The sequence below is a fragment of the Defluviimonas salinarum genome (assembly GCF_026013545.1).
Lineage (GTDB): Bacteria > Pseudomonadota > Alphaproteobacteria > Rhodobacterales > Rhodobacteraceae > Albidovulum > Albidovulum salinarum.
The window spans coordinates 154077-175242 of record NZ_JAPDOG010000003.1 but is presented as its reverse complement, the minus strand read 5'-3'; the positions used below and the strand labels follow the sequence as shown (position 1 = coordinate 175242).

General features: G+C 68.2%; 22 protein-coding genes. 13 read left to right on the top strand and 9 right to left on the bottom strand.

Going from position 1 to position 21166, the window contains the following annotated elements; all coding sequences use genetic code 11:
- Nucleotides 1-4 precede the first annotated feature (4 nt).
- The 5 genes from nuoN (at nucleotide 5) to OM960_RS04860 (ending at nucleotide 5325) form a co-directional block, all read left to right on the top strand.
- Nucleotides 5-1444, top strand: a complete 1440-nt coding sequence (nuoN, locus tag OM960_RS04880) for an NADH-quinone oxidoreductase subunit NuoN (protein ID WP_264771228.1) — start codon at nucleotides 5-7, stop codon at nucleotides 1442-1444.
- Nucleotides 1434-2207 (top strand): biotin--[acetyl-CoA-carboxylase] ligase, encoded by a 774-nt coding sequence (locus OM960_RS04875; protein ID WP_263333358.1) that lies wholly within the window; start codon nucleotides 1434-1436, stop codon nucleotides 2205-2207. Before nuoN ends, OM960_RS04875 begins: the two co-directional genes overlap by 11 nt.
- A 14-nt stretch (nucleotides 2208-2221) precedes the next feature.
- Nucleotides 2222-2995, top strand: a complete 774-nt coding sequence (locus OM960_RS04870; protein WP_263333355.1) for a type III pantothenate kinase — start codon at nucleotides 2222-2224, stop codon at nucleotides 2993-2995.
- Nucleotides 2992-4674, top strand: coding sequence for a ribonuclease J (locus OM960_RS04865; protein WP_264771227.1), 1683 nt, complete (start codon nucleotides 2992-2994; stop codon nucleotides 4672-4674). The genes OM960_RS04870 and OM960_RS04865 overlap by 4 nt, the downstream gene beginning before the upstream one ends.
- Before the next feature lie 69 nt (nucleotides 4675-4743).
- On the top strand, nucleotides 4744-5325 hold the full coding sequence (locus OM960_RS04860; RefSeq protein ID WP_264771226.1) for a GNAT family N-acetyltransferase: 582 nt from the start codon (nucleotides 4744-4746) through the stop codon (nucleotides 5323-5325).
- A gap of 28 nt (nucleotides 5326-5353) precedes the next feature.
- Here OM960_RS04860 and OM960_RS04855 read toward each other — a convergent pair whose 3' ends face one another.
- Nucleotides 5354-6931 (bottom strand): DEAD/DEAH box helicase, encoded by a 1578-nt coding sequence (locus tag OM960_RS04855; RefSeq protein ID WP_264771225.1) that lies wholly within the window; start codon nucleotides 6929-6931, stop codon nucleotides 5354-5356.
- Nucleotides 6932-7153: 222 nt separating this feature from the next.
- Between OM960_RS04855 and OM960_RS04850 the strand changes: the two genes are divergently transcribed.
- Nucleotides 7154-7951, top strand: a complete 798-nt coding sequence (locus OM960_RS04850; RefSeq protein ID WP_263333348.1) for a glycosyltransferase family 25 protein — start codon at nucleotides 7154-7156, stop codon at nucleotides 7949-7951.
- 9 nt (nucleotides 7952-7960) lie between these two features.
- Here OM960_RS04850 and OM960_RS04845 read toward each other — a convergent pair whose 3' ends face one another.
- The 5 genes from OM960_RS04845 to OM960_RS04825 form a co-directional block, all read right to left on the bottom strand.
- A complete protein-coding gene (locus OM960_RS04845; protein ID WP_264771224.1) occupies nucleotides 7961-9565 on the bottom strand; it encodes a peptide chain release factor 3 in 1605 nt (534 codons plus the stop codon).
- Nucleotides 9566-9606: 41 nt separating this feature from the next.
- Nucleotides 9607-10428, bottom strand: a complete 822-nt coding sequence (locus OM960_RS04840) for a universal stress protein (protein WP_264771223.1) — start codon at nucleotides 10426-10428, stop codon at nucleotides 9607-9609.
- Between the two features lie 110 nt (nucleotides 10429-10538).
- The gene (locus OM960_RS04835) at nucleotides 10539-11111 is read right to left on the bottom strand and encodes an MOSC domain-containing protein (protein WP_263333342.1); all 573 of its coding nucleotides are present in this window, start codon (nucleotides 11109-11111) and stop codon (nucleotides 10539-10541) included.
- A 93-nt stretch (nucleotides 11112-11204) separates the two neighbouring features.
- Nucleotides 11205-12215: a Hint domain-containing protein gene (locus OM960_RS04830; protein WP_263333340.1), complete on the bottom strand. Its 1011-nt coding sequence runs from the start codon at nucleotides 12213-12215 to the stop codon at nucleotides 11205-11207.
- A 45-nt stretch (nucleotides 12216-12260) separates the two neighbouring features.
- Entirely contained in the window at nucleotides 12261-13193 is a 933-nt protein-coding gene (locus OM960_RS04825) for a LysR substrate-binding domain-containing protein (RefSeq protein ID WP_264771222.1), read from the bottom strand.
- Between the two features lie 91 nt (nucleotides 13194-13284).
- Between OM960_RS04825 and OM960_RS04820 the strand changes: the two genes are divergently transcribed.
- From OM960_RS04820 to OM960_RS04810, 3 genes are all read left to right on the top strand, one after another.
- A complete protein-coding gene (locus OM960_RS04820) occupies nucleotides 13285-13767 on the top strand; it encodes a cupin domain-containing protein (protein ID WP_264771221.1) in 483 nt (160 codons plus the stop codon).
- 63 nt (nucleotides 13768-13830) lie between these two features.
- The gene (locus OM960_RS04815) at nucleotides 13831-14610 is read left to right on the top strand and encodes an SDR family oxidoreductase (protein WP_264771220.1); all 780 of its coding nucleotides are present in this window, start codon (nucleotides 13831-13833) and stop codon (nucleotides 14608-14610) included.
- Between the two features lie 162 nt (nucleotides 14611-14772).
- Nucleotides 14773-15867, top strand: coding sequence for an ABC transporter ATP-binding protein (locus tag OM960_RS04810; RefSeq protein WP_263333332.1), 1095 nt, complete (start codon nucleotides 14773-14775; stop codon nucleotides 15865-15867).
- 3 nt (nucleotides 15868-15870) lie between these two features.
- Here the strand turns inward: OM960_RS04810 and OM960_RS04805 are convergent, their stop codons facing one another.
- Nucleotides 15871-16533 (bottom strand): helix-turn-helix transcriptional regulator, encoded by a 663-nt coding sequence (locus OM960_RS04805; protein ID WP_263333330.1) that lies wholly within the window; start codon nucleotides 16531-16533, stop codon nucleotides 15871-15873.
- Between the two features lie 171 nt (nucleotides 16534-16704).
- Between OM960_RS04805 and OM960_RS04800 the strand changes: the two genes are divergently transcribed.
- The 4 genes from OM960_RS04800 to OM960_RS04785 are packed head-to-tail and all read left to right on the top strand — an operon-like array spanning nucleotide 16705 to nucleotide 19237.
- Nucleotides 16705-16920 (top strand): twin-arginine translocase TatA/TatE family subunit, encoded by a 216-nt coding sequence (locus OM960_RS04800; RefSeq protein WP_263333328.1) that lies wholly within the window; start codon nucleotides 16705-16707, stop codon nucleotides 16918-16920.
- Nucleotides 16921-16953: 33 nt separating this feature from the next.
- Nucleotides 16954-17520, top strand: coding sequence for a Sec-independent protein translocase protein TatB (gene tatB / locus OM960_RS04795; RefSeq protein WP_264771219.1), 567 nt, complete (start codon nucleotides 16954-16956; stop codon nucleotides 17518-17520).
- Complete coding sequence (tatC, locus tag OM960_RS04790) at nucleotides 17517-18398, top strand: twin-arginine translocase subunit TatC (RefSeq protein ID WP_263333324.1); 882 nt, start codon at nucleotides 17517-17519, stop codon at nucleotides 18396-18398. Before tatB ends, tatC begins: the two co-directional genes overlap by 4 nt.
- Nucleotides 18395-19237, top strand: coding sequence for an ATP-binding protein (locus tag OM960_RS04785; protein WP_263333322.1), 843 nt, complete (start codon nucleotides 18395-18397; stop codon nucleotides 19235-19237). Before tatC ends, OM960_RS04785 begins: the two co-directional genes overlap by 4 nt.
- A gap of 42 nt (nucleotides 19238-19279) precedes the next feature.
- Here OM960_RS04785 and OM960_RS04780 read toward each other — a convergent pair whose 3' ends face one another.
- Together OM960_RS04780 and OM960_RS04775 are read right to left on the bottom strand one after the other, a co-directional pair.
- On the bottom strand, nucleotides 19280-19849 hold the full coding sequence (locus tag OM960_RS04780; RefSeq protein WP_264771218.1) for a hypothetical protein: 570 nt from the start codon (nucleotides 19847-19849) through the stop codon (nucleotides 19280-19282).
- Nucleotides 19850-19931: 82 nt separating this feature from the next.
- Nucleotides 19932-21155, bottom strand: coding sequence for a M23 family metallopeptidase (locus tag OM960_RS04775; protein ID WP_264771217.1), 1224 nt, complete (start codon nucleotides 21153-21155; stop codon nucleotides 19932-19934).
- Nucleotides 21156-21166 lie beyond the last annotated feature (11 nt).

Genomic DNA, 21166 nt, shown 5'->3' with positions numbered 1-21166 from the left:
CGCGATGATCGCTTCCGATTTCTCCGCCGTCCTTCCCGAAGTGGTGCTGATCGTCTACGGCATGGCCGCGCTCATTGGCGCGGTCTATTCCGGCAAGGACGAACTGACCGGCCTCCTGACATGGACCACCGCCGCGATCTTCGTGGCGATCGCCTCCTGGATCGGGCTCTCGTCTTCGGCCGACGCGATGGCCTTCTCCGGCTCCTTCGCCGATGACGCCTTTGCGCGCTTCGCCAAGGTCACGGTGCTTCTGTCCGCCGCCGCGGTCCTCGTCATGAGCCAGGACTACATGGCGCGCCGCGGCCTCGCGCGGTTCGAGTTCCCGATCCTCGTCGCCTTCGCGGTGACGGGCATGATGGTCATGGTCTCGGCCGGGGACCTCATGTCGCTCTACATGGGGCTCGAGCTGCAGTCGCTCTCGCTCTATGTCGTCGCTGCGCTCCGCCGCGACAGCGTGAAGTCGACCGAAGCCGGTCTGAAATACTTCGTCCTAGGCGCTCTCTCTTCGGGGCTTCTCCTCTACGGTGCTTCGCTGACGTACGGCTTCACCGGTACGACGCTCTTCTCGGGCATCATAGAGACGATTCAGGACGGCCATGTCTCCATCGGCCTGCTGTTCGGCCTCGTGTTCCTGATCACGGGCCTCGCCTTCAAGGTCTCGGCCGTGCCGTTCCACATGTGGACGCCCGACGTCTACGAAGGCTCGCCGACGCCGGTCACCGCCTTCTTTGCCACCGCGCCCAAGGTTGCGGCGATGGCCTTGTTCGCGCGGCTTGTCCATGACGCCTTCGGCGCCGCCGTCGCCGACTGGAGCCAGGTGATCGCGCTGCTCGCCGCGCTGTCGATGTTCCTCGGCGCGATCGCGGCGATCGGCCAGCGCAACATCAAGCGGCTGATGGCCTATTCCTCGATCGCCCACATGGGCTTCGCGCTGGTGGGCCTCGCCTCGGGGACGCAGGCCGGCGTGCAGGCGATGCTGATCTACATGGCGATCTATGTGACGATGAACATCGGCACCTTCGCCTTCATCCTGTCGATGGAGCGCGACGGCGCCCCGGTGACCGACATCAACGCGCTCAACCTCTATTCGAAGCGCGAGCCGGTGAAGGCACTTGCCATGCTGGTGCTCCTGTTCTCGCTCGCCGGGGTGCCGCCGATGCTCGGGTTCTTCGCGAAGTACGGCGTGCTGCTGGCCGCGGTCAATGCCGGCATGGTCTGGCTCGCGGTGGCCGGCGCGGTCGCCTCGGTGATCGGCGCGTTCTACTACATCCGCATCGTCTACTACATGTACTTCGGCACCGAGACCGACGCGCTCGACAGCCGCATGGTACCGGCGCAGTGGCTCCTGCTGGTCGGTTCGGCGGTGGTGATGGTGGTGGGCGTCGTCAACCTCTTCGGCATCGAGGGGGCCGCGGCGCTGGCGGCCGAAGTTCTTGTCCGCTGAGCGGACGGGTGACCCTTCGGCCTGGCCCGAGGGCGTGGCGCGCCACGTCCTCGCCGAGGTTGACAGCACCAATTCCGAGGCTCAGCGGCTCGCGCCCGGCCTGACCCAGCCGACCTGGATCCTCGCCCGCCGCCAGACAGCGGCGCGCGGGCGGCGGGGCCGGGAGTGGATCAGCCCCGAGGGCAATTTCGCTGCCACGCTGGTGATGCGGCCCACGGGCGATCCCGCGCGGGCGGCGCTCAGAAGCTTCGTCGCCGCGCTGGCGCTCGCCGACGCCCTGGAGACGGTCTGCGGGCCCGGTGCGACGTTGTCGCTCAAATGGCCGAACGACGTGCTCCTGAACGGCGGCAAGGTCGCGGGGATTCTCTTGGAAAGCGCGGGCCGCGGCGCCGATGTGAGTCATCTTGCCGTCGGCATCGGCGTCAACCTCGTGGCCGCGCCGCCGAGGGAGGCGGTCGAGCCCGAGGCGACGCTGCCGGTCTCGGTCCTCGGCGAGACCGGTGTGAGGATCGCGCCCGAGGAGTTCCTCGCCTATCTCGCCAACGCCTTCGCCCGCTGGGAGGCGCAGCTTGCCACCTACGGCTTCGGACCGATCCGCACCGCCTGGCTTGCCCGCGCGGCCAAGCTCGGCCAGCGGATCACCGCGCGGACCGCGTCCGAGACCATCGAGGGCACGTTCGAGACCATCGCCGAGGACGGCGCGCTCGTCATCGCCACGTCGCAGGGGCGGCGCAATATCCCGGCCGCCGACGTGTTCTTCTGAGGAAGGAGGGTCCCATGCTCCTGTGCATCGACTGCGGCAATACCAACACCGTCTTCTCGGTCTGGGACGGGACGACCTTCCTCTGTACGCTTAGGACCGCGACCGAGCATCAGCGCACGGCGGACCAGTATTTCGTCTGGTTCTCGACGCTGATGGCGCATCGCAAGATCGCCATTGACATCGACGCCTGCATCATCTCCTCGACGGTGCCGCGGGTCGTGTTCAACCTGCGCGTCCTCTGCGACCGCTATTTCGGCTGCCGGCCGCTCGTCGTCGGCAAGCCCGACTGCCTCCTGCCGGCGCCGCCGAGGGTCGATCAGGGCACCCAGGTCGGCCCCGACCGGCTGGTCAACGCCGCCGGCGCCTTCGACCGCCACGGCGGCGATCTCGTGGTGGTGGACTTCGGCACCGCGACGACCTTCGACGTGGTCGATGCGGACGGCGCCTATATCGGCGGGGTGATCTCGCCGGGTGTCAACCTCAGCCTCGAAGCCCTGCACATGGCAGCGGCGGCCCTGCCGCATGTCGATGTCTCGATGCCAGAGGCGGTGATCGGCAAGAACACCGTCGCCTGCATGCAGTCGGGTGTGTTCTGGGGCTACATCGGCCTCGTCGAGGGGATCTGCGCACGGATCCGAACGGAGTTCGGCCGGCCGATGAAGATCATCGGCACCGGCGGGCTCACGCCCCTGTTCGCGCAGGCCACCGATGTTTTCGACTGGGTCGAGGACGACCTGACCATGCATGGCCTGACGGTCATCCACGCATTCAACAAGGAAAACGGATGAGCTCGAAAGACCGCCTGATCTATCTGCCGCTCGGCGGCGCCGGCGAGATCGGCATGAACGCCTATGTCTATGGCTACGGGCCATCGGGCAAGGAACGGCTGATCGTCGTCGACCTCGGCGTGACCTTCCCGGACATGGAGACCTCGCCGGGTGTCGACCTGATCATGGCCGACATCGCCTGGCTCGCCGAGAATGCGAACCGTATCGAGGCGATCTTCATCACCCACGCGCACGAGGACCATGTCGGCGCGCTCGGGCTTCTGTGGCCGCAGATCAAGGCCCCGGTCTATGCCCGGGCCTTCACCGCCGCCATCGCCAATCTGAAGATGGAGGAGCAGGGCAACCCGCTTGACGTGATCCGCGTCGTCAAGCCCCGCCCCGAGACGGTCGAGGCCGGGCCGTTCAAGGTCCAGTTCGTGCCGGTGAGCCACTCGATCCCCGAAAGTGCGGCACTCGTCATCGACACGCCGGCGGGGCGGATCGTCCATTCGGGCGATTTCAAGCTCGACGGCACGCCCATTGTGGGCGAGCCTTTCGACCCCAACCAGTGGCACGAGATCGCCAACGAAGGCGTGGGCGTGAAGGTGCTGACCTGCGACTCGACCAACGTCTTCTCGCCGCTTCCGGGCCGGTCCGAGGCCTCGCTGGCCGCGCCCTTGTCCGAGTTGATCGCGGCGCAGGAGGGGATGGTGGTCGCGACCACCTTCGCCTCGAACGTGGCGCGGCTGAAGACGCTGGCCGAGGCGGGACGGGCGGCGGGCCGCTCGGTCTGCATGCTCGGCCGGGCGATGAAGAAGATGATCACGGCGGCGGCGGAAACCGGCGTGCTGACCGACTTCCCGGCGGTGATCCCGCCCGAGGAAGCCGTGGAAATGCCGCGCCGCAAACTGATGCTGATCGTCACCGGCAGCCAGGGCGAGCGGCGCGCGGCCTCGGCGCAGCTGGCGCGCGGCAAGTATCTCGGGCTGGAGATGAAGGAGGGGGATACGTTCCTTTTCTCCTCCAAGACCATTCCCGGCAACGAACGCGGTGTGATCCGGGTGATGAACGCGTTTTCCGAGATGGGGGTCGACGTGGTCGATGACCGCGGCGGGCTCTATCACGTCTCGGGCCATGCCAACCGGCCGGACCTCGAGGCGGTGCACGATCTCCTGAGGCCGAAGATACTCCTGCCGATGCATGGCGAGCACCGCCATCTGAGGGAGCACTGCCGGATCGCCATCGAGAAGGGGATCGCAGCGGAGCTCGCGGTGAACGGCACGGTGGTCGATCTGACCGGCGATGAGCCCAAGGTGGTCGAATACATCGAAACCGGGCGGACTTATCTCGACGGCAGCGTGCTGATCGGAGCGCTTGACGGAGTGGTGCGGGACCGGATCCGCATGGCGCTGAACGGCCATGTGATGGCGAGCCTGATCATCGACGAGGACGACGAACCTCTGGGCGACGCCTGGGTCGAGCTCAAGGGTCTGTCCGAGACGACGCGCCGTGGTGCCGACCTTGCCGACATGATCGAGGCGGAGGTGAACGAATACCTCGGCTCGGCCGCCGACAAGGTGCTGAGGGACGACGACAAGCTGGCGGAGGCGGTCAAGCGCATCGTCCGCCAGGTCTCGCTTGAGGAGATCGGCAAGAAGCCCGAGGTCACCGTGGTGACGAGCCGGCTTGTCGCCGAATAGGCGGCGTCCGGCTTCTTCCCGCGCGCATCCCGGGTTACTCTTCCTCGCAAACCGGCAGGGAGCGAGGGGATGGACGCCGATATTCGCGCCGCCTTACCGGCCGATCTCGATCGGATGGGGGCGCTTCTGACTGTCGCCTTCGCGGGCGACCCCTTCGCGCGCTGGATCCTGCCCGATCCGCACCGGTTCACGCTGTCGAACTACGGCTACGCGCGGATCAATGCCGAACCGGGCTTCGCCGACGGCGCCAACCATATTATCGGCGACGGCCTCGGCATGGCGATCTGGCGCCCGCCGGGAGTGGTGCCCGACGCTGAGGCGTTGGCGGAGAACGCGGCGCGCACCTTCCAGCCGGATCGGCTGCCGCTCTTTCAGGCGCTGATTGAGGCTTGCGAGCCCTATCACCTCGACGAGCCGCACTGGCACCTGTCGCTGGTCGCAGTCGATCCGGTGCAGGGTGGGAAGGGGCTCGGCAGTCGGCTTCTGGCACACGGTCTCGCGGCCTGCGACCGGCACGGGTTGCCGGTCTACCTGGAATCGACCAACCGGAGGAACCTCACGATCTACCAGCGCCACGGGTTCGAGCTTCTGGCCGAAGTGCGGATCGACGGCGCGCCCTGCCGCTATCCGATGTGCCGACCGGCGCGGTGACCCGCGCCGCCCACCGGCAATAGCGGCGTTACGCCTTTTCGCTCTTCAGCCCGCGCATCAGGAAGTCGGGCACATGGTCGCCCATGCCGACCACTGGCGCGTCGCGGTCCTCGCGGCGGCCGCGGCCCTCGCCCTTGCCCTTGCGGTCAGACTTGCGATCGTCGCGACGCTCGGGACGCTCGGCACGTTCGGGCCGCGGTTCGGCCGCCGGCTCGGGCCGCGGTTCGGCCGCCGGCTCGGGCCGCGGTTCGGCCGCCGGCTCGGGCCGGGGTTCCGGTCTGGTCTCGGCTTTCGCGGCGGCCACCGGCTGTTCGAGCGGCGCCATCGAGGCTTCTTCGCCATGCGGTTTCACCGGACGCGGTTTGCGGTCCTCGCGGCCACCACGGCCACGTCCGCGACCCTTGCCCTTGTCGTCGTCCTTGCGCGCGGGGCGCTGCGCGGCTTCGCTGATCTCGAACCCCTCGGGGATCGCGCCGCGCGGGATCGGTTTCTTCACCAGCGATTCGATCGCGTCGAGATATTTCTGATCGGCCGGAGTGGCGATGGTCACGGCTACGCCCTTGCGGCCGGCGCGGCCGGTGCGGCCGATCCGGTGGACATAGTCCTCGGCATGGGAGGGCACGTCGAAGTTGAAGACGTGGGAGACGGCCGGGATGTCGAGCCCGCGCGCGGCGACGTCGGAGGCGACGAGGAAGCGCAAGCTCCCGTCGCGGAAGCCGTCGAGCGTCTTCATCCGTTGGCTCTGGTCGAGGTCGCCGTGGATCGGCGCCGCGTTGTAGCCGTATTTCTTCAGCGATTTCGCGAGGATATCGACTTCGGTCTTGCGGTTGCAGAAGAGGATCGCGTTGGTGCAGGCCTCACCCTCGGCGTCGATCACCGCGCGCAGAAGTTCGCGCTTCTGCTTGGCCGACTGGTCCTTGCGGGTGGGCGTGAGCTCGATCAGCCGCTGCTCGATCGTCTCGGAGGTCGTCGCCTGGCGCGCGACCTCGATCTTCGCCGGGTTGTGCAGGAAGGTGTTGGTGATTCGCTCGATCTCGGGCGCCATCGTGGCCGAGAAAAAGAGCGTCTGGCGGGTGAAGGGCGTGAGCTGGAAGATCCGCTCGATATCCGGGATGAAGCCCATGTCGAGCATCCGGTCGGCCTCGTCCACCACCATGATCTGCACGCCGGTGAGGAGGAGCTTGCCGCGCTCGAAATGATCGAGCAGGCGGCCCGGCGTCGCGATCAGGACGTCGACGCCGCGGTCGATGAGCTTGTCCTGCTCGGCGAAGCTGACGCCACCGATGAGGAGCGCCTTCGTGAGCTTGGTGTGCTTCGAGTAGGTGTCGAAGTTCTCCGCCACCTGGGCGGCGAGTTCGCGCGTCGGCGCCAGCACGAGGCTGCGCGGCATCCGCGCCCGCGCCCGGCCGCGGCCGAGGAGCGTGATCATCGGTAGCGTGAACGAGGCGGTCTTGCCGGTCCCGGTCTGGGCGATGCCGAGCACGTCGCGGCCTTCGAGCGCGTGGGGAATGGCACCCGCCTGGATCGGGGTGGGGGTCTCATAGCCGGCTTCGGCAATGGCTTGCAGGACCTTGGGGTCCAGCTTCAGATCGGAAAACTTGGTCATCAGCGTCCATCGAATGCGGTATGGCACCGCAAGGGTGAAGGGACGCGACTTCCGGGCGCCCCGGCGAGTGCCCGCCGGATGCAGGCCTCATGGCCCTACTGCAAAGCCGCCGAAAGGTCAATCAGCGCAAGCCGTTTCTGGCCCATGCTCTGAAATGCCAGTTCCAACTTGTCCGGACGCGGTCTAGGCTGCGGAAAACGGGGCCGGCAAAGGGCGGAGCGGATGCTGCCAATCCATGTCATCAACCTTGCCCGGCGGCCGGACCGGCTGGTGCGGATCGGCGCGGAACTCGACGGGCTCGGCCTACCATGGCAGCGGGTAGAGGCCATCGACTCAGCAGAGAGCGACCCTGCGACGCTTGCCCGCGCGTTCGGCGCGGGACCTCTCGCGCGGATGTTTCCGGCAACGCTTGGCGACATGGCCTGCTCGCTTACCCATCAGTGCCTTTGGGGCGAGATCGCCGGCGGCGAGGCCGAGGCCGCGATCGTGCTCGAGGACGATGCCCGGCTGGCGGCGGGCTTCGCGGCGCTCGCCGCCTGCGATCTCGCCGGGCTGATGGAGCGGAACGGGATGGGGGCTCTGAAGCTCGAATTCTGGCCCGGCCCGCAGCGCAGTCGCCGATTCCCCCTGGGCGAGGCGCTCGGCCCGGTCGAAAGCGGGACGGGGCTTTTCCGGATGCGGAGCAGCTTTCTCGGCACTTGCGGCTATGTCGTGACCCGCGAGGCGGCGGAGCGCCTGCTGACGCGCTATCCGAGGCTCGGCGTGCCGGTCGACCATTTCCTGTTCGGCGCCGAGGCGGGGCGCGGATATCGGCTGCTCAGGCCGGGTTTTCTCAACCCCGCGCCGGTCCTGCATGACGTGGAAACCTTTGGTTCCGATATCGGCGCCGAGCGCGAGGCGGGCATGAACGGGCCGCGCGGCTGGCGCCGGCGGCTCAGGGACCACCGCCACCGGAAGCGGCAGGAGGCCGAGCTTGGCCGTGGCAAGAGTGTCCGTGTCGAGATGCACTTCGCCGGGTAAACCCCTGCGTCAGATCATCATTTCCTTCGTCGCCGACAGCTTCAGCGTGGGATGGTCGCGGGTAATCCGGTCGATATCCCATTGCAGCCGCGTCAGGTAGACGATGTCGCCGTCATGGTCGTGGGCGATATGGCCCTTGTTGGCGTTGACGAATTTCTCCACGTCCGCCTTCGGGCCGGTGACCCAGCGGGCCGAGGTGAACTGCGAGCTTTCGAAGCGCACGGGGAGCGAGTATTCAATCTCGATCCGGCTCGCGAGCACGTCGAACTGGAGGGCACCGACGACGCCGACGATGAAGCCCGAGCCGATGGCGGGCTTGAAGACCTTGGCGGCCCCTTCCTCGGCGAACTGCATCAGTGCCTTTTCGAGATGCTTGGCCTTCAGCGGATCGCCCGCGCGCACGGTTTGCAGAAGCTCGGGCGCGAACGAGGGGATGCCGGTGAAGCGCAGCGCCTCACCCTCGGTCAGCGCGTCGCCGATGCGGAGCTGGCCGTGGTTCGGGATGCCGATGATGTCGCCCGCCCAGGCCTCCTCGGCCAGCTCGCGGTCGGCGGCGAGGAACAGGACAGGGTTGGAGATCGCCATCGGCTTCTTCGAGCGGACATGGAGAAGCTTCATGCCGCGTTCGAAATGGCCCGAGGCGAGGCGCACGAAGGCCACCCGGTCGCGGTGCTTGGGGTCCATGTTGGCCTGAACCTTGAAGACGAAGCCCGCGACCTTGCCCTCCTCGGGCGCGATCTGGCGCTCGGTCGCCTTCTGCGGCTGCGGCTCGGGGCCGTAATCGCCCATGCCGGACATCAGTTCCTTGACGCCGAAGGAGTTGATCGCCGAACCGAACCAGATCGGTGTCAGATGGCCTTCGAGGAACGCCTGACGGTCGAAGGGTGGCAGGAGTTCCCTCGCCATTTCAAGCTCTTCACGAAGCTTCTTCAACTGCTCGGCGGGGACGTGTTCGGCCAGTTTCGGATCGTCCAGCCCGGCGATCCGGATCGATTCCGCGACCCGGTTGCGGTCGGCGCGGTCCATCAGTTCGAGCCGGTCATTGAGAATGTCGTAGCAGCCGAGGAAGTCGCGCCCCATGCCGATCGGCCAGCTTGCGGGCGTCACGTCGATGGCGAGGTTTTCCTGGATCTCGTCGATGATCTCGAACGTGTCGCGCGCCTCGCGGTCCATCTTGTTGCAGAAGGTGAGGATCGGCAGGTCGCGCAGGCGGCAGACCTCGAAGAGCTTCCGCGTCTGGCTTTCGACGCCCTTCGCCCCGTCGATCACCATGATCGCGGCATCGACGGCGGTCAGCGTGCGGTAGGTGTCCTCGGAGAAGTCCGAGTGGCCTGGCGTGTCGACGAGGTTGAAGCGGTAGGGGCCGAAGTCGAAAGACATCGCCGAGGCCGAGACCGAGATGCCGCGGTCCTGTTCGAGCTTCATGAAGTCCGAGCGCGTGCGCCGCGCCTCGCCCTTGGCGCGGACCTGGCCGGCCATCTGGATCGCGCCGCCGAACAGGAGGAACTTCTCTGTCAGCGTGGTCTTGCCCGCATCCGGATGCGAGATGATCGCGAAGGTGCGGCGCCGGGCGATTTCGGCGGGAAGGGCGGGGCGGTTCGGCTGGTCCATCATGGCGCGCGATATAGCGGCGGCGCGGGGCCGCCGCAATGGCGCTAGCCGGGGCGGGCCACGATCAGGTCGGTCGGCGCGGCCTCGATGAGCATGGTCGCGAAGCTGCCGAGCAGGCGCGCGGCCATCCCGGCGCGGGAGTGCGCCCCGACCGCGATCAGGTCGGCGCCGGTCGCGGCGAGAGCTTCGGAGATCACCTCGGTCGCCGGGCCTTCTTCGAAGGTCACCGGGCCGAGCCGCTCGGGCAGGCGTTCGCGCCCGCGCCACTCCGCCTCGTGAGAGCGCGCCTCGGCGAGGAAGGGGGCGGCGGTCTCGCGCGGCATCAGCCCCTTGAACGGCACGTGGAACGCATGGATCGCCGCGATGGAAGCGTCCGGGACAAGCGCGGCCGCCGTACGCAGCGCCGCCGCCGAAGCGGGCGAGAAATCCGTCGCGGCGAGGATGCCGCGATAGGGATGGGCGACCGGATTGCGGACCAGAAGGACCGGGCAGGTGACCTGGCGCAGGATCCGCAGCATCGTGGTGTCGCGGAAGATGTCGGCGACCGGGCGCACGCGGTGAGCGCCAAGAATGAGGAGATCCACCGCCTCCGTCGCGGCCAGCGTGGCGATGGCGAGGCTCGGATCGCCGCGCAGCATCCGTGTCTCGTACTCCACCGCGTCCCGGTCGGGATCGACTGCGACGACGTCGGCGAGCGTCCGCTCGGCACCCGCCGCCAGTTCGGCCGCTAGCGCCTGTGGCAGGTCGTCGTCGACGGCGCTGGCCACGATCAGGCGGGCCTGATGCGCGCGGGCGAGCGCGAAGGCGCGGCGCACGGCGCGGTCGCCGCGGGCGGAAAGGTCGGTGGCGACGAGGTAAACCGGCATGGCGTGCTCCGTTGTGCCGGGCCGCCGGGTGGGGCGGCCGTTCGGTGGAACCATAGCGGAAGCCGCCGCCAAACGATCTGCGCCAGATCAACCGTGCGAGATTGGCCGGTTCAGCCGATCTTGCGCATCCGGTCGCCGCGTTTCACGGTGCCGTCCTTCGTCACCCGCGCGTAGATGCCACGCAGCCGGTGCGTCTTTCCCTCGCCCGTGTTCACGAACAGGCAGGCGTCGCGGCCGTAGCGGTCGATGAAATCTTGGCAGCCTGCATGGAGCTTGTCGGTCGTCACGAGTTCGACGGTCCCGAGCGCCAGCCGCGTTCCGGGCGGCAGATTGGCCGGCGAAAGGTCCATGTCAATGAAGAGGTTGTCGCCTGCTGGCGCCCAGTTTTCGGGCTCGCCCGCGATCGCCTCGATGCAGCGCGCGTTCATCATGCAGATCTGGACGTCGGGATGGGGCTGGCCGTCCTCGGTCGACATCCAGCATCCCTTCGCCCAGTGGTCGCCGTGGACCCCGCCGGCGAGGCTCAGCTCAGCCTGATCAACCATCCGCCGTTCGCCCGGAGCTGGGCGAATGACGATCGCCTTGACCTCACCCTCGTCCTTCGGGGCGGCGAGGATCTGCGGCAGTGCTTGGCGCAGTTCCTCCATCGGCAGAGGGGTGACAACGGGAGCGGGGCGGGTCATGCGGTCTCCTCTTCTTCGGGTCACTGGGCTCGGTTCGTGTAACCCTGTTCAATCCTACAACCGGCACCATTTTCTGACCAGACCAAGCGCGGCTTACCCCTGACGGTAGCGGGCGAGAAGCGCGGCCCGAGCCGCCTCGTCGAGAAGCTCGCGCCCGGCCTCGGTGCCGAAATGCTGGTGCTGGTTCAGGCCGGGGAAGCGGGCGCGGATCTCCTCGGCGAGATCGGGCGGCAGATGGCCAGTCGTGGCCTCGTTGACCATGAGGCTTTCCGCCGGGATCCCCTCGGCATAGATGATCTCGTGCCGGTCGAAGACGAGGCTGTAATAGTCGACGAAGCCGCCTTCGCGGCGCACCACCGCCTCGCCGTCGACGAGATGCTTGGCCTGAACGAGGATCTCGGCCACGCCGCCGACCCGGTGGACGCCGCGCTGGTAGAGAAAGACCCGGTGGTGCGGGCTGACCACGAGATCGCCCGCATTCCCGAGAGTACCGGCGGTGATCACCACCGGCGCGAAGGCGCCGTTCGCGCGCATCGTCGATCTGCCGATCCAGCGGACCGGCTGCGGCCCGTGGTCCCGGGTCAGCACCTGGTCGCCGGGTGCGAGGGATTCGATCGGGCGCTGCGAGCCGCCGGGAAGCGTGACCATCGTGCCTGCGCCGAAGGAGACGCACACCACGTCAGCGATCCTCATGTCGCCGAAGTCTTCGGTCGCGGCCAGAAGCGTGTAATCGGCGCCGGGTGTGATCGGCGACAGCGGCAGCGCGATGCCCGCGCCCGAGGCCGCGTGTCGCGCGAAAAGAAGTTCCAGCCGCTCGCCGTCCTCGGTCATCAGCGTGAACAAGGACACGAGATCGACCCGCTCGCCCGGCGCGCCGATCTCGGAGCCCTCCGCGATCGCAGCATGCGGTTGCCGGTCGGCGGCCGGACGCAGCAGCATCCGCCACGCCCGCGCCGCGGGGTCGAGCCGGTAAACGTCGCCGGGCTCGCAGGCCGCCGCTTCCGCAATGGCGTCGCGCAGATTGACTCCGCGCCTCACGCGCAGCGCCGACGCCTCGTAAACATGCACCGTATGGGCCGGAAAGGGCTGCGCGCCGTCGCTCATCGTCTGACCTCGCATGACGTCCCGGGGGCGGGCCGCACAGGCCTATCAAATCGCGGTCGTCCGCGTCAACGCGCGTCCCGGCTCCGGGGTTGTCGCGCGGTCGCGGATCCAGTCCGCAACTGCCTGCACCATGCGCGGCGCGGCCCTGCCCTCGCGCAGGTCGAGGAAATAACCCCGCCCGGAACCGGCCGAGACCTCGGTCAGCCGGATCAGCGCGCCGGTGTCGAGGAAGCTGTCGAGCAGGCCCGACCAGCACAGGCAGACCCCCTGGCCGGCGAGCGCGGCGCTGACCAGCATCGCATAGGCACTGAAATCGAGGGTGCGCGTGCCGGCCGGGCGCGGCACCCCGACGGCGTCGAACCAGCTGTCCCAGTCGTACCAGTGGCGCCGGCCCGACGCGGTCGTCAGGAGCGTGTGGCCGCCAAGGTCGTGCACAGTTCCGGGCTGGCGAACGCGGCTCAGGTAAAGCGGGCTCGCGGCCGGGAACACGTCCTCGCCGAGGATCTTGGCCTCGTCGGGTTGCGCCGCGTCCGGCGCGCCGAAACGGATCGCGATGTCGCCGCGCCGGCCGGGTTCGTCATGTTCCAGGCTTATGATTCGGATCGTCGTTTCAGGGAACGCAGACTGCAGGTCGCCGAGCCGCGGGATCAGCCAGTAGGCGACAAAGCCCGATGGCGCCGAGACGGACACCGTCCAGCCGCTCGCAGCACGGCGGATGCGGTCGGTCGCGGTCTCGATCATGTCGAAGCCGCCGCGCAGCGCGACCGAAAGTTCGCGGCCCTGCTTGGTCAGGCGCACCGGCTTGTGCGTCCGGTCGAAGAGCGGGCAGCCGAGATCCGCCTCGAGCGCCGCGATGCGGCGGCTAATCGCCGGCTGCGAGACGTTGAGCTCGCGCGCCGCCCCGGTCAGCGTACCGTGGCGGACGGCGGCATAGAAGGCGGTGAGGCCGGAGAAGCTCGGAAGGCGCAATTGAATCATAACCCCAGCGTATAATGTAGATCAGCTTTAGCGCATTGAGGCGGGCTGGTGAAGCCGGTTAGATGCGGCCGGAAAGAGGAGGAGCCCCGCAATGACTGAACCGATGATGATCCCCGATGCGGCCGAAGCGCTGATGATCGGCGCGACCGACCTGCCGGAACCGGTGAATTCACCGGCGCCGCCCGCGCCCCAGGGCTTCTCGGTCGACGCGGCCGAGGTCGCACTCGAGGGCGGCACCGATCCGGTCTTCGGCAGTGTCACCTGGCGGACGCTGATCTGCGCCGACCGCACCCAGACGCAGGAATTCGTGCTCGGGATCGCCGAATTCGGGCCCGCGGGCACCCTGCACCCGCATCGGCACGCGCCGGCCGAGTTCTATCTCTGCATCGAGGGCGGCGGCACGGTCACGATCGACGGCATCGCCCATGCGCTGGTGCCCGGCGTGGCCGTCTATATTCCCGGCAATGCCGAGCACGGCGTGATCGCCGGACCGACGGGCCTGCGCTTCGCCTATGGTTTCGCCGAGGCGGCCTTCTCCGGCGTGGCCTACCGCTTCTCCTCGGCGGCAGCCTGAGCGCCGCCACTGGCCAGCGTCAGCAAAATCCCTATGCTCGCCCCGCAACGGGAGGAAAACAGGATGGACCTGGGAATTCGCGGACGCCGGGCGCTGGTCGCGGCGGCATCGAAAGGCCTCGGACGGGGCTGCGCCGAGGCGTTGGCCGCGGCCGGGGTCGACCTCGTGATCAATGCCCGCGGCGCCGAGGCCCTCGCGAGAACCGCGGCGGAGATTCGCGCCGCGCATGGCGTCAACGTCACCGAGGTCGCCGCCGATATCACCAGTGAGGCCGGCCGCGCCGCGGTGCTCGCCGCGGCTGGCGCCGTCGACATCCTCGTCACCAATGCCGGCGGACCGCCGCCGGGGCATTGGAGCGACTGGGGTCGCGATGACTTCATCCGCGCGCTCGACGCCAACATGCTGACCCCGATCGCGCTGATGCAGGCGGTTCTGCCGGGAATGATCGCACGGCGCTGGGGACGGATCGTCAACATCACCTCGCAATCGGTGAAGGCGCCGATCGCCACTCTCGGCCTCTCGAACGCCGCGCGGACCGGCCTCACCGGCTTCGTCGCCGGTACCGCCCGGCAGGTTGCGCCGGACGGTGTCACGATCAACAACCTCCTGCCCGGCATCCACGACACCGACCGAGCGACCTCGCTCGATTCCGGCGTTGCCACGAGCGACGGAATCCCCCTCGAGGAGGCGCGCGCCCGCCGCGCCGCCACGATCCCGGTGCGGCGCTACGGCACGGCGGAGGAGTTCGGCGCCACCTGCGCCTTCCTGTGCTCGGTTCACGCCGGCTTCATCGTCGGCCAGAATCTCCTGCTCGACGGCGGCGCGATGAACGCGACCCTGTAACGCGGTTCGCCATCATCTTGCCGAAAGTATCCTGGGGGTTCGGGGGTGAAACCCCCGGCGGGTCGGCCTAGGCGCAGCCGGGGCCGAAACCTGCGATGCTTGCGGCCAGCCGGCGGGGCTGCTATCCGGTCCAAAACCTGACCAATTTTCTCGGGCACGGGCATGCGCGACCTGACAGAGACACCGCCGCGACTTGAGGTCCAGAACCTCGTCCGCCGATTTGACGGCCAGACCGTGGTCGACGACGTCTCGCTGACGATTCCGGCCGGGCAGGTGACCTGCCTCCTCGGTCCCTCGGGTTGCGGCAAGTCGACGACGCTGCGGATGATCGCCGGGGTCGACATGCAGGACCGGGGCCGCATCCTCGTCGACGGGCGGCTGATCTGCGACACCGTGTTCCGGATCCCGCCCGAGCGGCGCTCGATCGGGCTGATGTTCCAGGATTTCGCGCTGTTTCCCCATCTCAGCGTCGCCGAGAACATCGCCTTCGGACTTACCCGTGGCGATGCCGCCCAGGCGCGGCGGGTCGACGCGCTGCTGGAACGGGTTTCGCTCTCGGGCTTCGGGCCGAAATATCCCCACGAGCTTTCGGGCGGCGAGCAGCAACGGGTGGCGCTTGCCCGCGCTCTCGCACCCAATCCGCGCATCCTTCTCATGGACGAGCCGTTCTCGGGCCTCGACGAGCGGCTCCGCGACGGCATCCGCGACGACACGCTGGCGCTCCTGAAGGAGGAGGGTACGGCGGTCCTCCTCGTCACGCACGAGCCGCACGAGGCGATGCGCATGGCCGACGAGATCGCGCTGATGCGCCGGGGCAGGGTTGTCCAGCGCGGCGCGCCCTACAATATCTACAATGCGCCGGTCGACCGCGAGGCGGCAGCTTTCTTCTCTGATATCAACATCCTGCGCGGCGAAGTTCAGGGCGCCCTGACCGAGACCGCCTTCGGCGAGTTCCTCGCCCCCGGCGTGCCCGACGGCACCGAGGTCGAGATCGTGATCCGGCCGCAGCATCTCAAGATCGACTTCGACCGGGCCGGGCGCGGCCCGAATCCGACGCCGAGCGACGGCACCGCGGCGCGGGCCGAGGTGGTGCGGGCGCGGTTCCTCGGCCGCGAGAGCCTCGTCGAGTTCCGCCTCGACTATGGCGGCGACATCCTCAAGGCGACGGTGCCGGCGGTGTTCCTGCCCAAGCCCGGTACGGTGATGTGGCTGATGATCCGCCGCGACCGCTGTTTCGTCTTCCCGCGTCGGGGCTGAGGCTCAGGCCGGCGCGATCCGGGCGAGGTAGTCCTCTACCGTCTTGCCCGGCTCGGGCAGGAAGGCGCCGCCGTCATGCTTGAGAGACGTCACAAGATCGACGCGGAACACCTTGAATCCATGCGCGTTTTCGCACCACGACGTCAGCGTCCAGAGCTTACCCCAGTAATCGAGATGCAGGGGGCGGACACGCGTCGCCGGCGCGCCGCGATAGGACAGCGCGAGTGTCAGGTGCTCGCGCACCGCGCGCCGGATCAGGCCGAGATGCGGCGCGGCGCGCGCCGCCTCGGCGCTCGAGAAGACGAAGGTGTCGGAGCCGGTGTCGCCGGCATCGGCGAGCGAGACCGCGGCGATCTTGGCGCGCAGGCTCTCGGCCGCACGCGCCAGCACCGGGTCGGCTGCACCGGCGACCAGCGTGATGCCGAGCCGCAGCACCTCGAACTCGTCCTTGGTGATCGCCATCGGGGGCAGGGTGACCGGGTCGCGCAGGAGATAGCCGATGCCACGCTCGCCACTGACCGGCAGGCCGCGTTCCATCAAGACCGCCATATCGCGCCAGATCGTGCGGGGCGAGACCCCGAGCGCCGAGGCGAGGTCGGCGGCACGGTGGAGCTTGCCGTCGCGCAGGATGCGCAGAAGCTGGAACAGGCGGTCGTTGCGGCGCATCAGGTCCCGGATCGAGGGGGTGCAACTGACAAAATACTGTCAGTTGCACCGCAGGTTCAAGGCCTGAACCGGCCGTCCGGCGTGCGGAAGGGGCTTTGACTGGGACCCCGGACGGACTACATCGGACGGGTAGCAGAACGGGCGCTGCGGAGGTGCCCGAGGGAGACGAACATGCTCAACAACATCGGCATTCCTGGCCTTCTTCTGATCGCCGTCGTGGTTCTGGTGCTTTTCGGTCGCGGCAAGGTCTCCTCGCTCATGGGCGAGGTCGGCAAGGGCATCACCGCCTTCAAGAAGGGCGTGAAGGACGGCACCGAGGAGATCGAGAACGACACCGCCGAGGCGGCCCGTGACGTGACGCCGAAACCGAAGAAGGACAAGGCCTGAGCCTTGGCCTTCGCCTGAAGGGGCGGCGCGGACATGTTGGATATCGGCTGGAGTGAGCTTCTGCTCATCGGCATCGTGGCGCTGATCGTGGTGGGTCCGAAAGACCTGCCCGCGATGTTCCGCACGCTCGGGCGCTTCACCGCGAAGGCGCGAGCAATGGGACGCGAGTTCCAACGCGCAATGGACGACGCGGCGCGCGAGACCGGCGTCAAGGAAACCGCCGACGAGCTGAAGGCGATGACGACGAAGAAGAGCCTCGGACTCGACGCGCTCGAACAGGCGGCCTCGAAGTTCGAGAAGTGGCAGCCGACCAAACCGGCGGCGTCGAAGGGACCGGCGACGCAGGCTCTGGCCGACAAGAAGGCGGCGGATGCCGCGGTACGCACCGAGGCCAAGTCCGCCTCGCAGCCGGCCGCGGAGAAGCCCGCCGAAACGAAGCTCGCCGAGACCAAGCCGGCCGCGCCGAAGCCGGCGGCCACGACCGCGACGAAGGTTCCGGCAAAGCCGAAGCCCAAGACGGAGGCGAAACCGGCCGCCAAGCCGAAGCCGAAGACGGCGGCGGCCAAGGCCAAGCCCGCAACCAAGAAGGGCGAGGCATGATGAAGGACGAGATCGACGACTCGACGGCGCCGCTGATCGAACATCTGACGGAGCTCCGGTCGCGCCTGATCTGGTCGGTGCTGGCCTTCATCGTGGCGATGGTCGCCTGTTTCTCGGTGGCCGACCCGATCTTCACCTTCCTGACCAAGCCGATCTGTGCGGCACTCGCCGACCGCGGGCAGGACTGCTCGCTAGCGATGATCAAGCTGCAGGAGGGCTTCTTTGTCGCGATCCGGATCTCGTTCCTGGGAGGCTTCGCGCTCTCGTTCCCGTTCATTGGCTACCAGCTTTGGCGCTTCGTCGCGCCCGGTCTCTACAAGTCGGAGAAGAACGCGTTCCTGCCGTTCCTCGTCGCCTCGCCGGGTATGTTCCTTGCCGGCGCGGCCTTCGCCTACTATGCGATCCTGCCCTTGGCCTTCTCGTTCTTCCTCGGCTTCCAGAAATCCGGCCCGGTCCCGGCTGAAGGCGCGCTCGATCCGGCGGCGAGCACGGCCGCGGGTATCGCCTTCTTCGGCTCGATCGAGGAATATCTCGCGCTCACCATCAAGTTCATTCTCGCCTTCGGGCTCTGCTTCCAGCTCCCGGTGCTCCTGACGCTGATGGGAAAGGCGGGGCTGGTGTCGAGCGCGGGGCTGGGTGCGGTGCGGAAATATGCCGTCGTCGGCATCCTCTGCCTCGCCGCGATCGCAACGCCGCCCGACGTCGTGAGCCAGGTGATCCTCTTCGTTGTGGTCTACGGGCTCTACGAGGTGTCAATCTTCCTCGTCGCGCGGGTCGAGAAGAAGCGCGAGGCGCAGCTCAGGGCCGAGGGCCTCTGGTTTGACGACGAGGAAGAGGACGCGGAGGAGGCGCCGGGCGAAGGCGCGGCCAAGCAATGAGCGCGGCGCTGCTGGCCCGGATCGCCGAGGCGCTGGAGCGGATCGCTCCGGCACCGCTTCAGGCACCGGACTTCGCCGCTGCGGACGCTTTCGCCTGGCATGTGAACCCCGACCGGATGGAGCCGGTGGCGGAGGTGAACCGCGTCGACCTGCCGCTACTCGTCGGCATCGACCGGTCGCGCGACACGCTTCTGGCCAATACGCTCCAGTTCGCGCGCGGCCTGCCCGCGAACAACGCGCTGCTCTGGGGCGCGCGCGGGATGGGGAAGTCCTCGCTCGTGAAGGCGGTCCACGCCGAGGTACTGCGTCAGGGTCTGCCGCTCAAGATCGTCGAGCTGAGCCGCGAGGACCTGCCCACGGTCGGCCGTCTCCTGACCCATCTGCGCGCCGCGAGCGGCCATCGTTTCGTGCTTTTCTGCGACGACCTGTCGTTCAGCCATGACGACCAGCACTACAAGAGCCTCAAGGCGGTGCTCGATGGCGGGATCGAGGGGCGGCCCGCGAACGTGGTGTTCTACGCCACCTCGAACCGCCGCCACCTGATGCCGCGCGACATGATCGAGAACGAGCGGTCGAGCGCGATCAATCCTTCGGAGGCGGTGGAAGAAAAGGTTTCGCTCTCCGACCGGTTCGGGCTCTGGCTCGGCTTCCATCCCTGCAATCAGGACGAATACCTGGCGATGATCCGCGGCTATTGCGACGCTTACGGCGTGGCGATCGACGATGCCAGCTTGCGCGCCGAGGCCATCGAATGGCAGGCGACGCGGGGGGCGCGCTCGGGCCGCGTGGCCTGGCAGTACTTCACCGATCTTGCCGGGCGGCGGGGCGTTACGCTCTGACAAGCCCTTGCCCCCGCAGGAATTTCGGACCCGGTGCTGATATCAGCCCACCGCCGCGGCAGCCTCAGCCTCCTGTATCCTGATCTGGTTTTCTCGGACCTCCAGCCGCGGCCGCCAGTCGTAGCGCCTGTCAGCCTGCGGGCGTGACCAGTAGAGTGTGCCGCCGTAGCGCCAGGGGTCGAGGATGATCCCGTCGTACAAGGTATCCCCCCGCCGGCTGATGACGGCCGTGTGGTGGATGATCCGGAACGTGGCCGGGGGCGAGGTGGCCCAGTGCAGCGACAGGGTGCGGAAGTTCTCCTGGTTCAGGCGCTTGAGAAGATCCTCAGTCCAGTCATTGCAGAGCCCGCGCTCGCGAAGGCCGTGGAGGACCTTGTCATTGTGAATGATTGGTGGATCCGTGATCTCGTACTCTCGCGCGAGTTGCAGCGAGTAAAGGTAGGCGATGCTGGCGGCGCGTTCGGCTTCCTCGGGCGCGACGTCAGGTCCAAGCCTTTTTATCTCGCGCGTAAGAGCGTCGATATCGCCTTGGGTCACGGTTGGTTTTGCCGCGCAGCCGCCGATCAGCAGGACCGCTGCCGCAACCAGCAGAGATGCAAAAAACTTCGGCATCCGTTCTCCAGACGAGGTTGGCGCGGGACCTGGCGATAATGGCGGGCCGGGCTCCGGGGTTCCGGTCCGGCCGCCAAGTCCGTTACTGCAGGTAGGGCATCGGATCGACGCTGTCGAAGCCTTGGCGTACCTCGAAATGCAGGAAGGCCGGGTCGGAGGAGCGGACCTTTGCGATCGTCTGGCCGCGCGAGACCTTGGCGCCCTTGGCGACCGCGATCCCGTCAATATTGGCGTAGACGGTGAGCAGGTTGCCCTCGTGGCGGATCACCAGGATCGGCACCTGCTCGGTGTCCTTGGTGATCGCGGCGACGGTGCCATCGCCCGCGGCGGTGACCGAGGAGCCGGCGCTCGCCGAAATGTCGATGCCTTCGTTCTTCTTCTTCTGGTAGCCGCGGATGATCTTTCCCTGGACCGGCATGGCCAGCTTCGAGCCCGAGGAGGCCGCGGTCTTCTCTGCCCCGAGATCCGCCGGGGGCGGGGTCTTGACCGGCGCGGCGGTCGGCGTGGTCTTCTCCGCCGGCAGCGGCTTGGCGGCCGACGGAGGCGTCGGCGTCGGCGAGCCCTGTCCGGGCGCGGTCACCGCGACCGGCGCGGGGCGGGTGGCGTTCGCGACCGGGATCAGCAGGGTCTGGCCCTCGCGGAGACCGAGATCGGGACCGAGCCCGTTCCAGTCGGCAAGCGCCTTGACGTCGACGTTGTAAAGCCGGGCCACGGAATAGGCGGTCTCACCACGCTGGACACGGTGGCGAACCGGTTCGGTGGCAGTCACAGGGGCTGCCGCCGGTGCCGGAGCGGCAGCGGCGGGCTGGGGCGCCGATGTGGCCGACGCGCGGTCGAGCGCGCCGGAGGCAATCGTGGTCACGTCGATGCGGCCGCCGGAGGCGGTCGCCGGAGCACCGGTTGCCGGTGCGCCATACACCGGCGCGGCGACCGCGGGCGCCGCGCCCGCGACCCGGCGCGGCAGCGCGACGATCTCACCTTCGCGGAGCGGCATGCCGGGCTGGAGCGCGTTGTAGCTCGCGAGCTCGGCCGCGGGCAGGCCGACGCGGGCGGCGACGCTGTCGACGGTGTCGCCGCGGCGCGCCACTGCGACCTGGTAGTTCGGGTAAGAGATTATGCCGCGCGCGTCCGGGGTCGGTCGCGCCGCGCTCGCCTGCATCGCGGCGGCGGAGGTGTCGAGGCCGATCTGGCTGTAGTTTCGCAGATCCGGATCGAAGCCGCCGCCCGGCTCGCAGGCGGCCAGCGCGACGAGGCTGGTTCCCAGAAGGGCCACGCGGATCATCGAGATCGGGCGGGAGGTGGTCATGCTCGCATCCT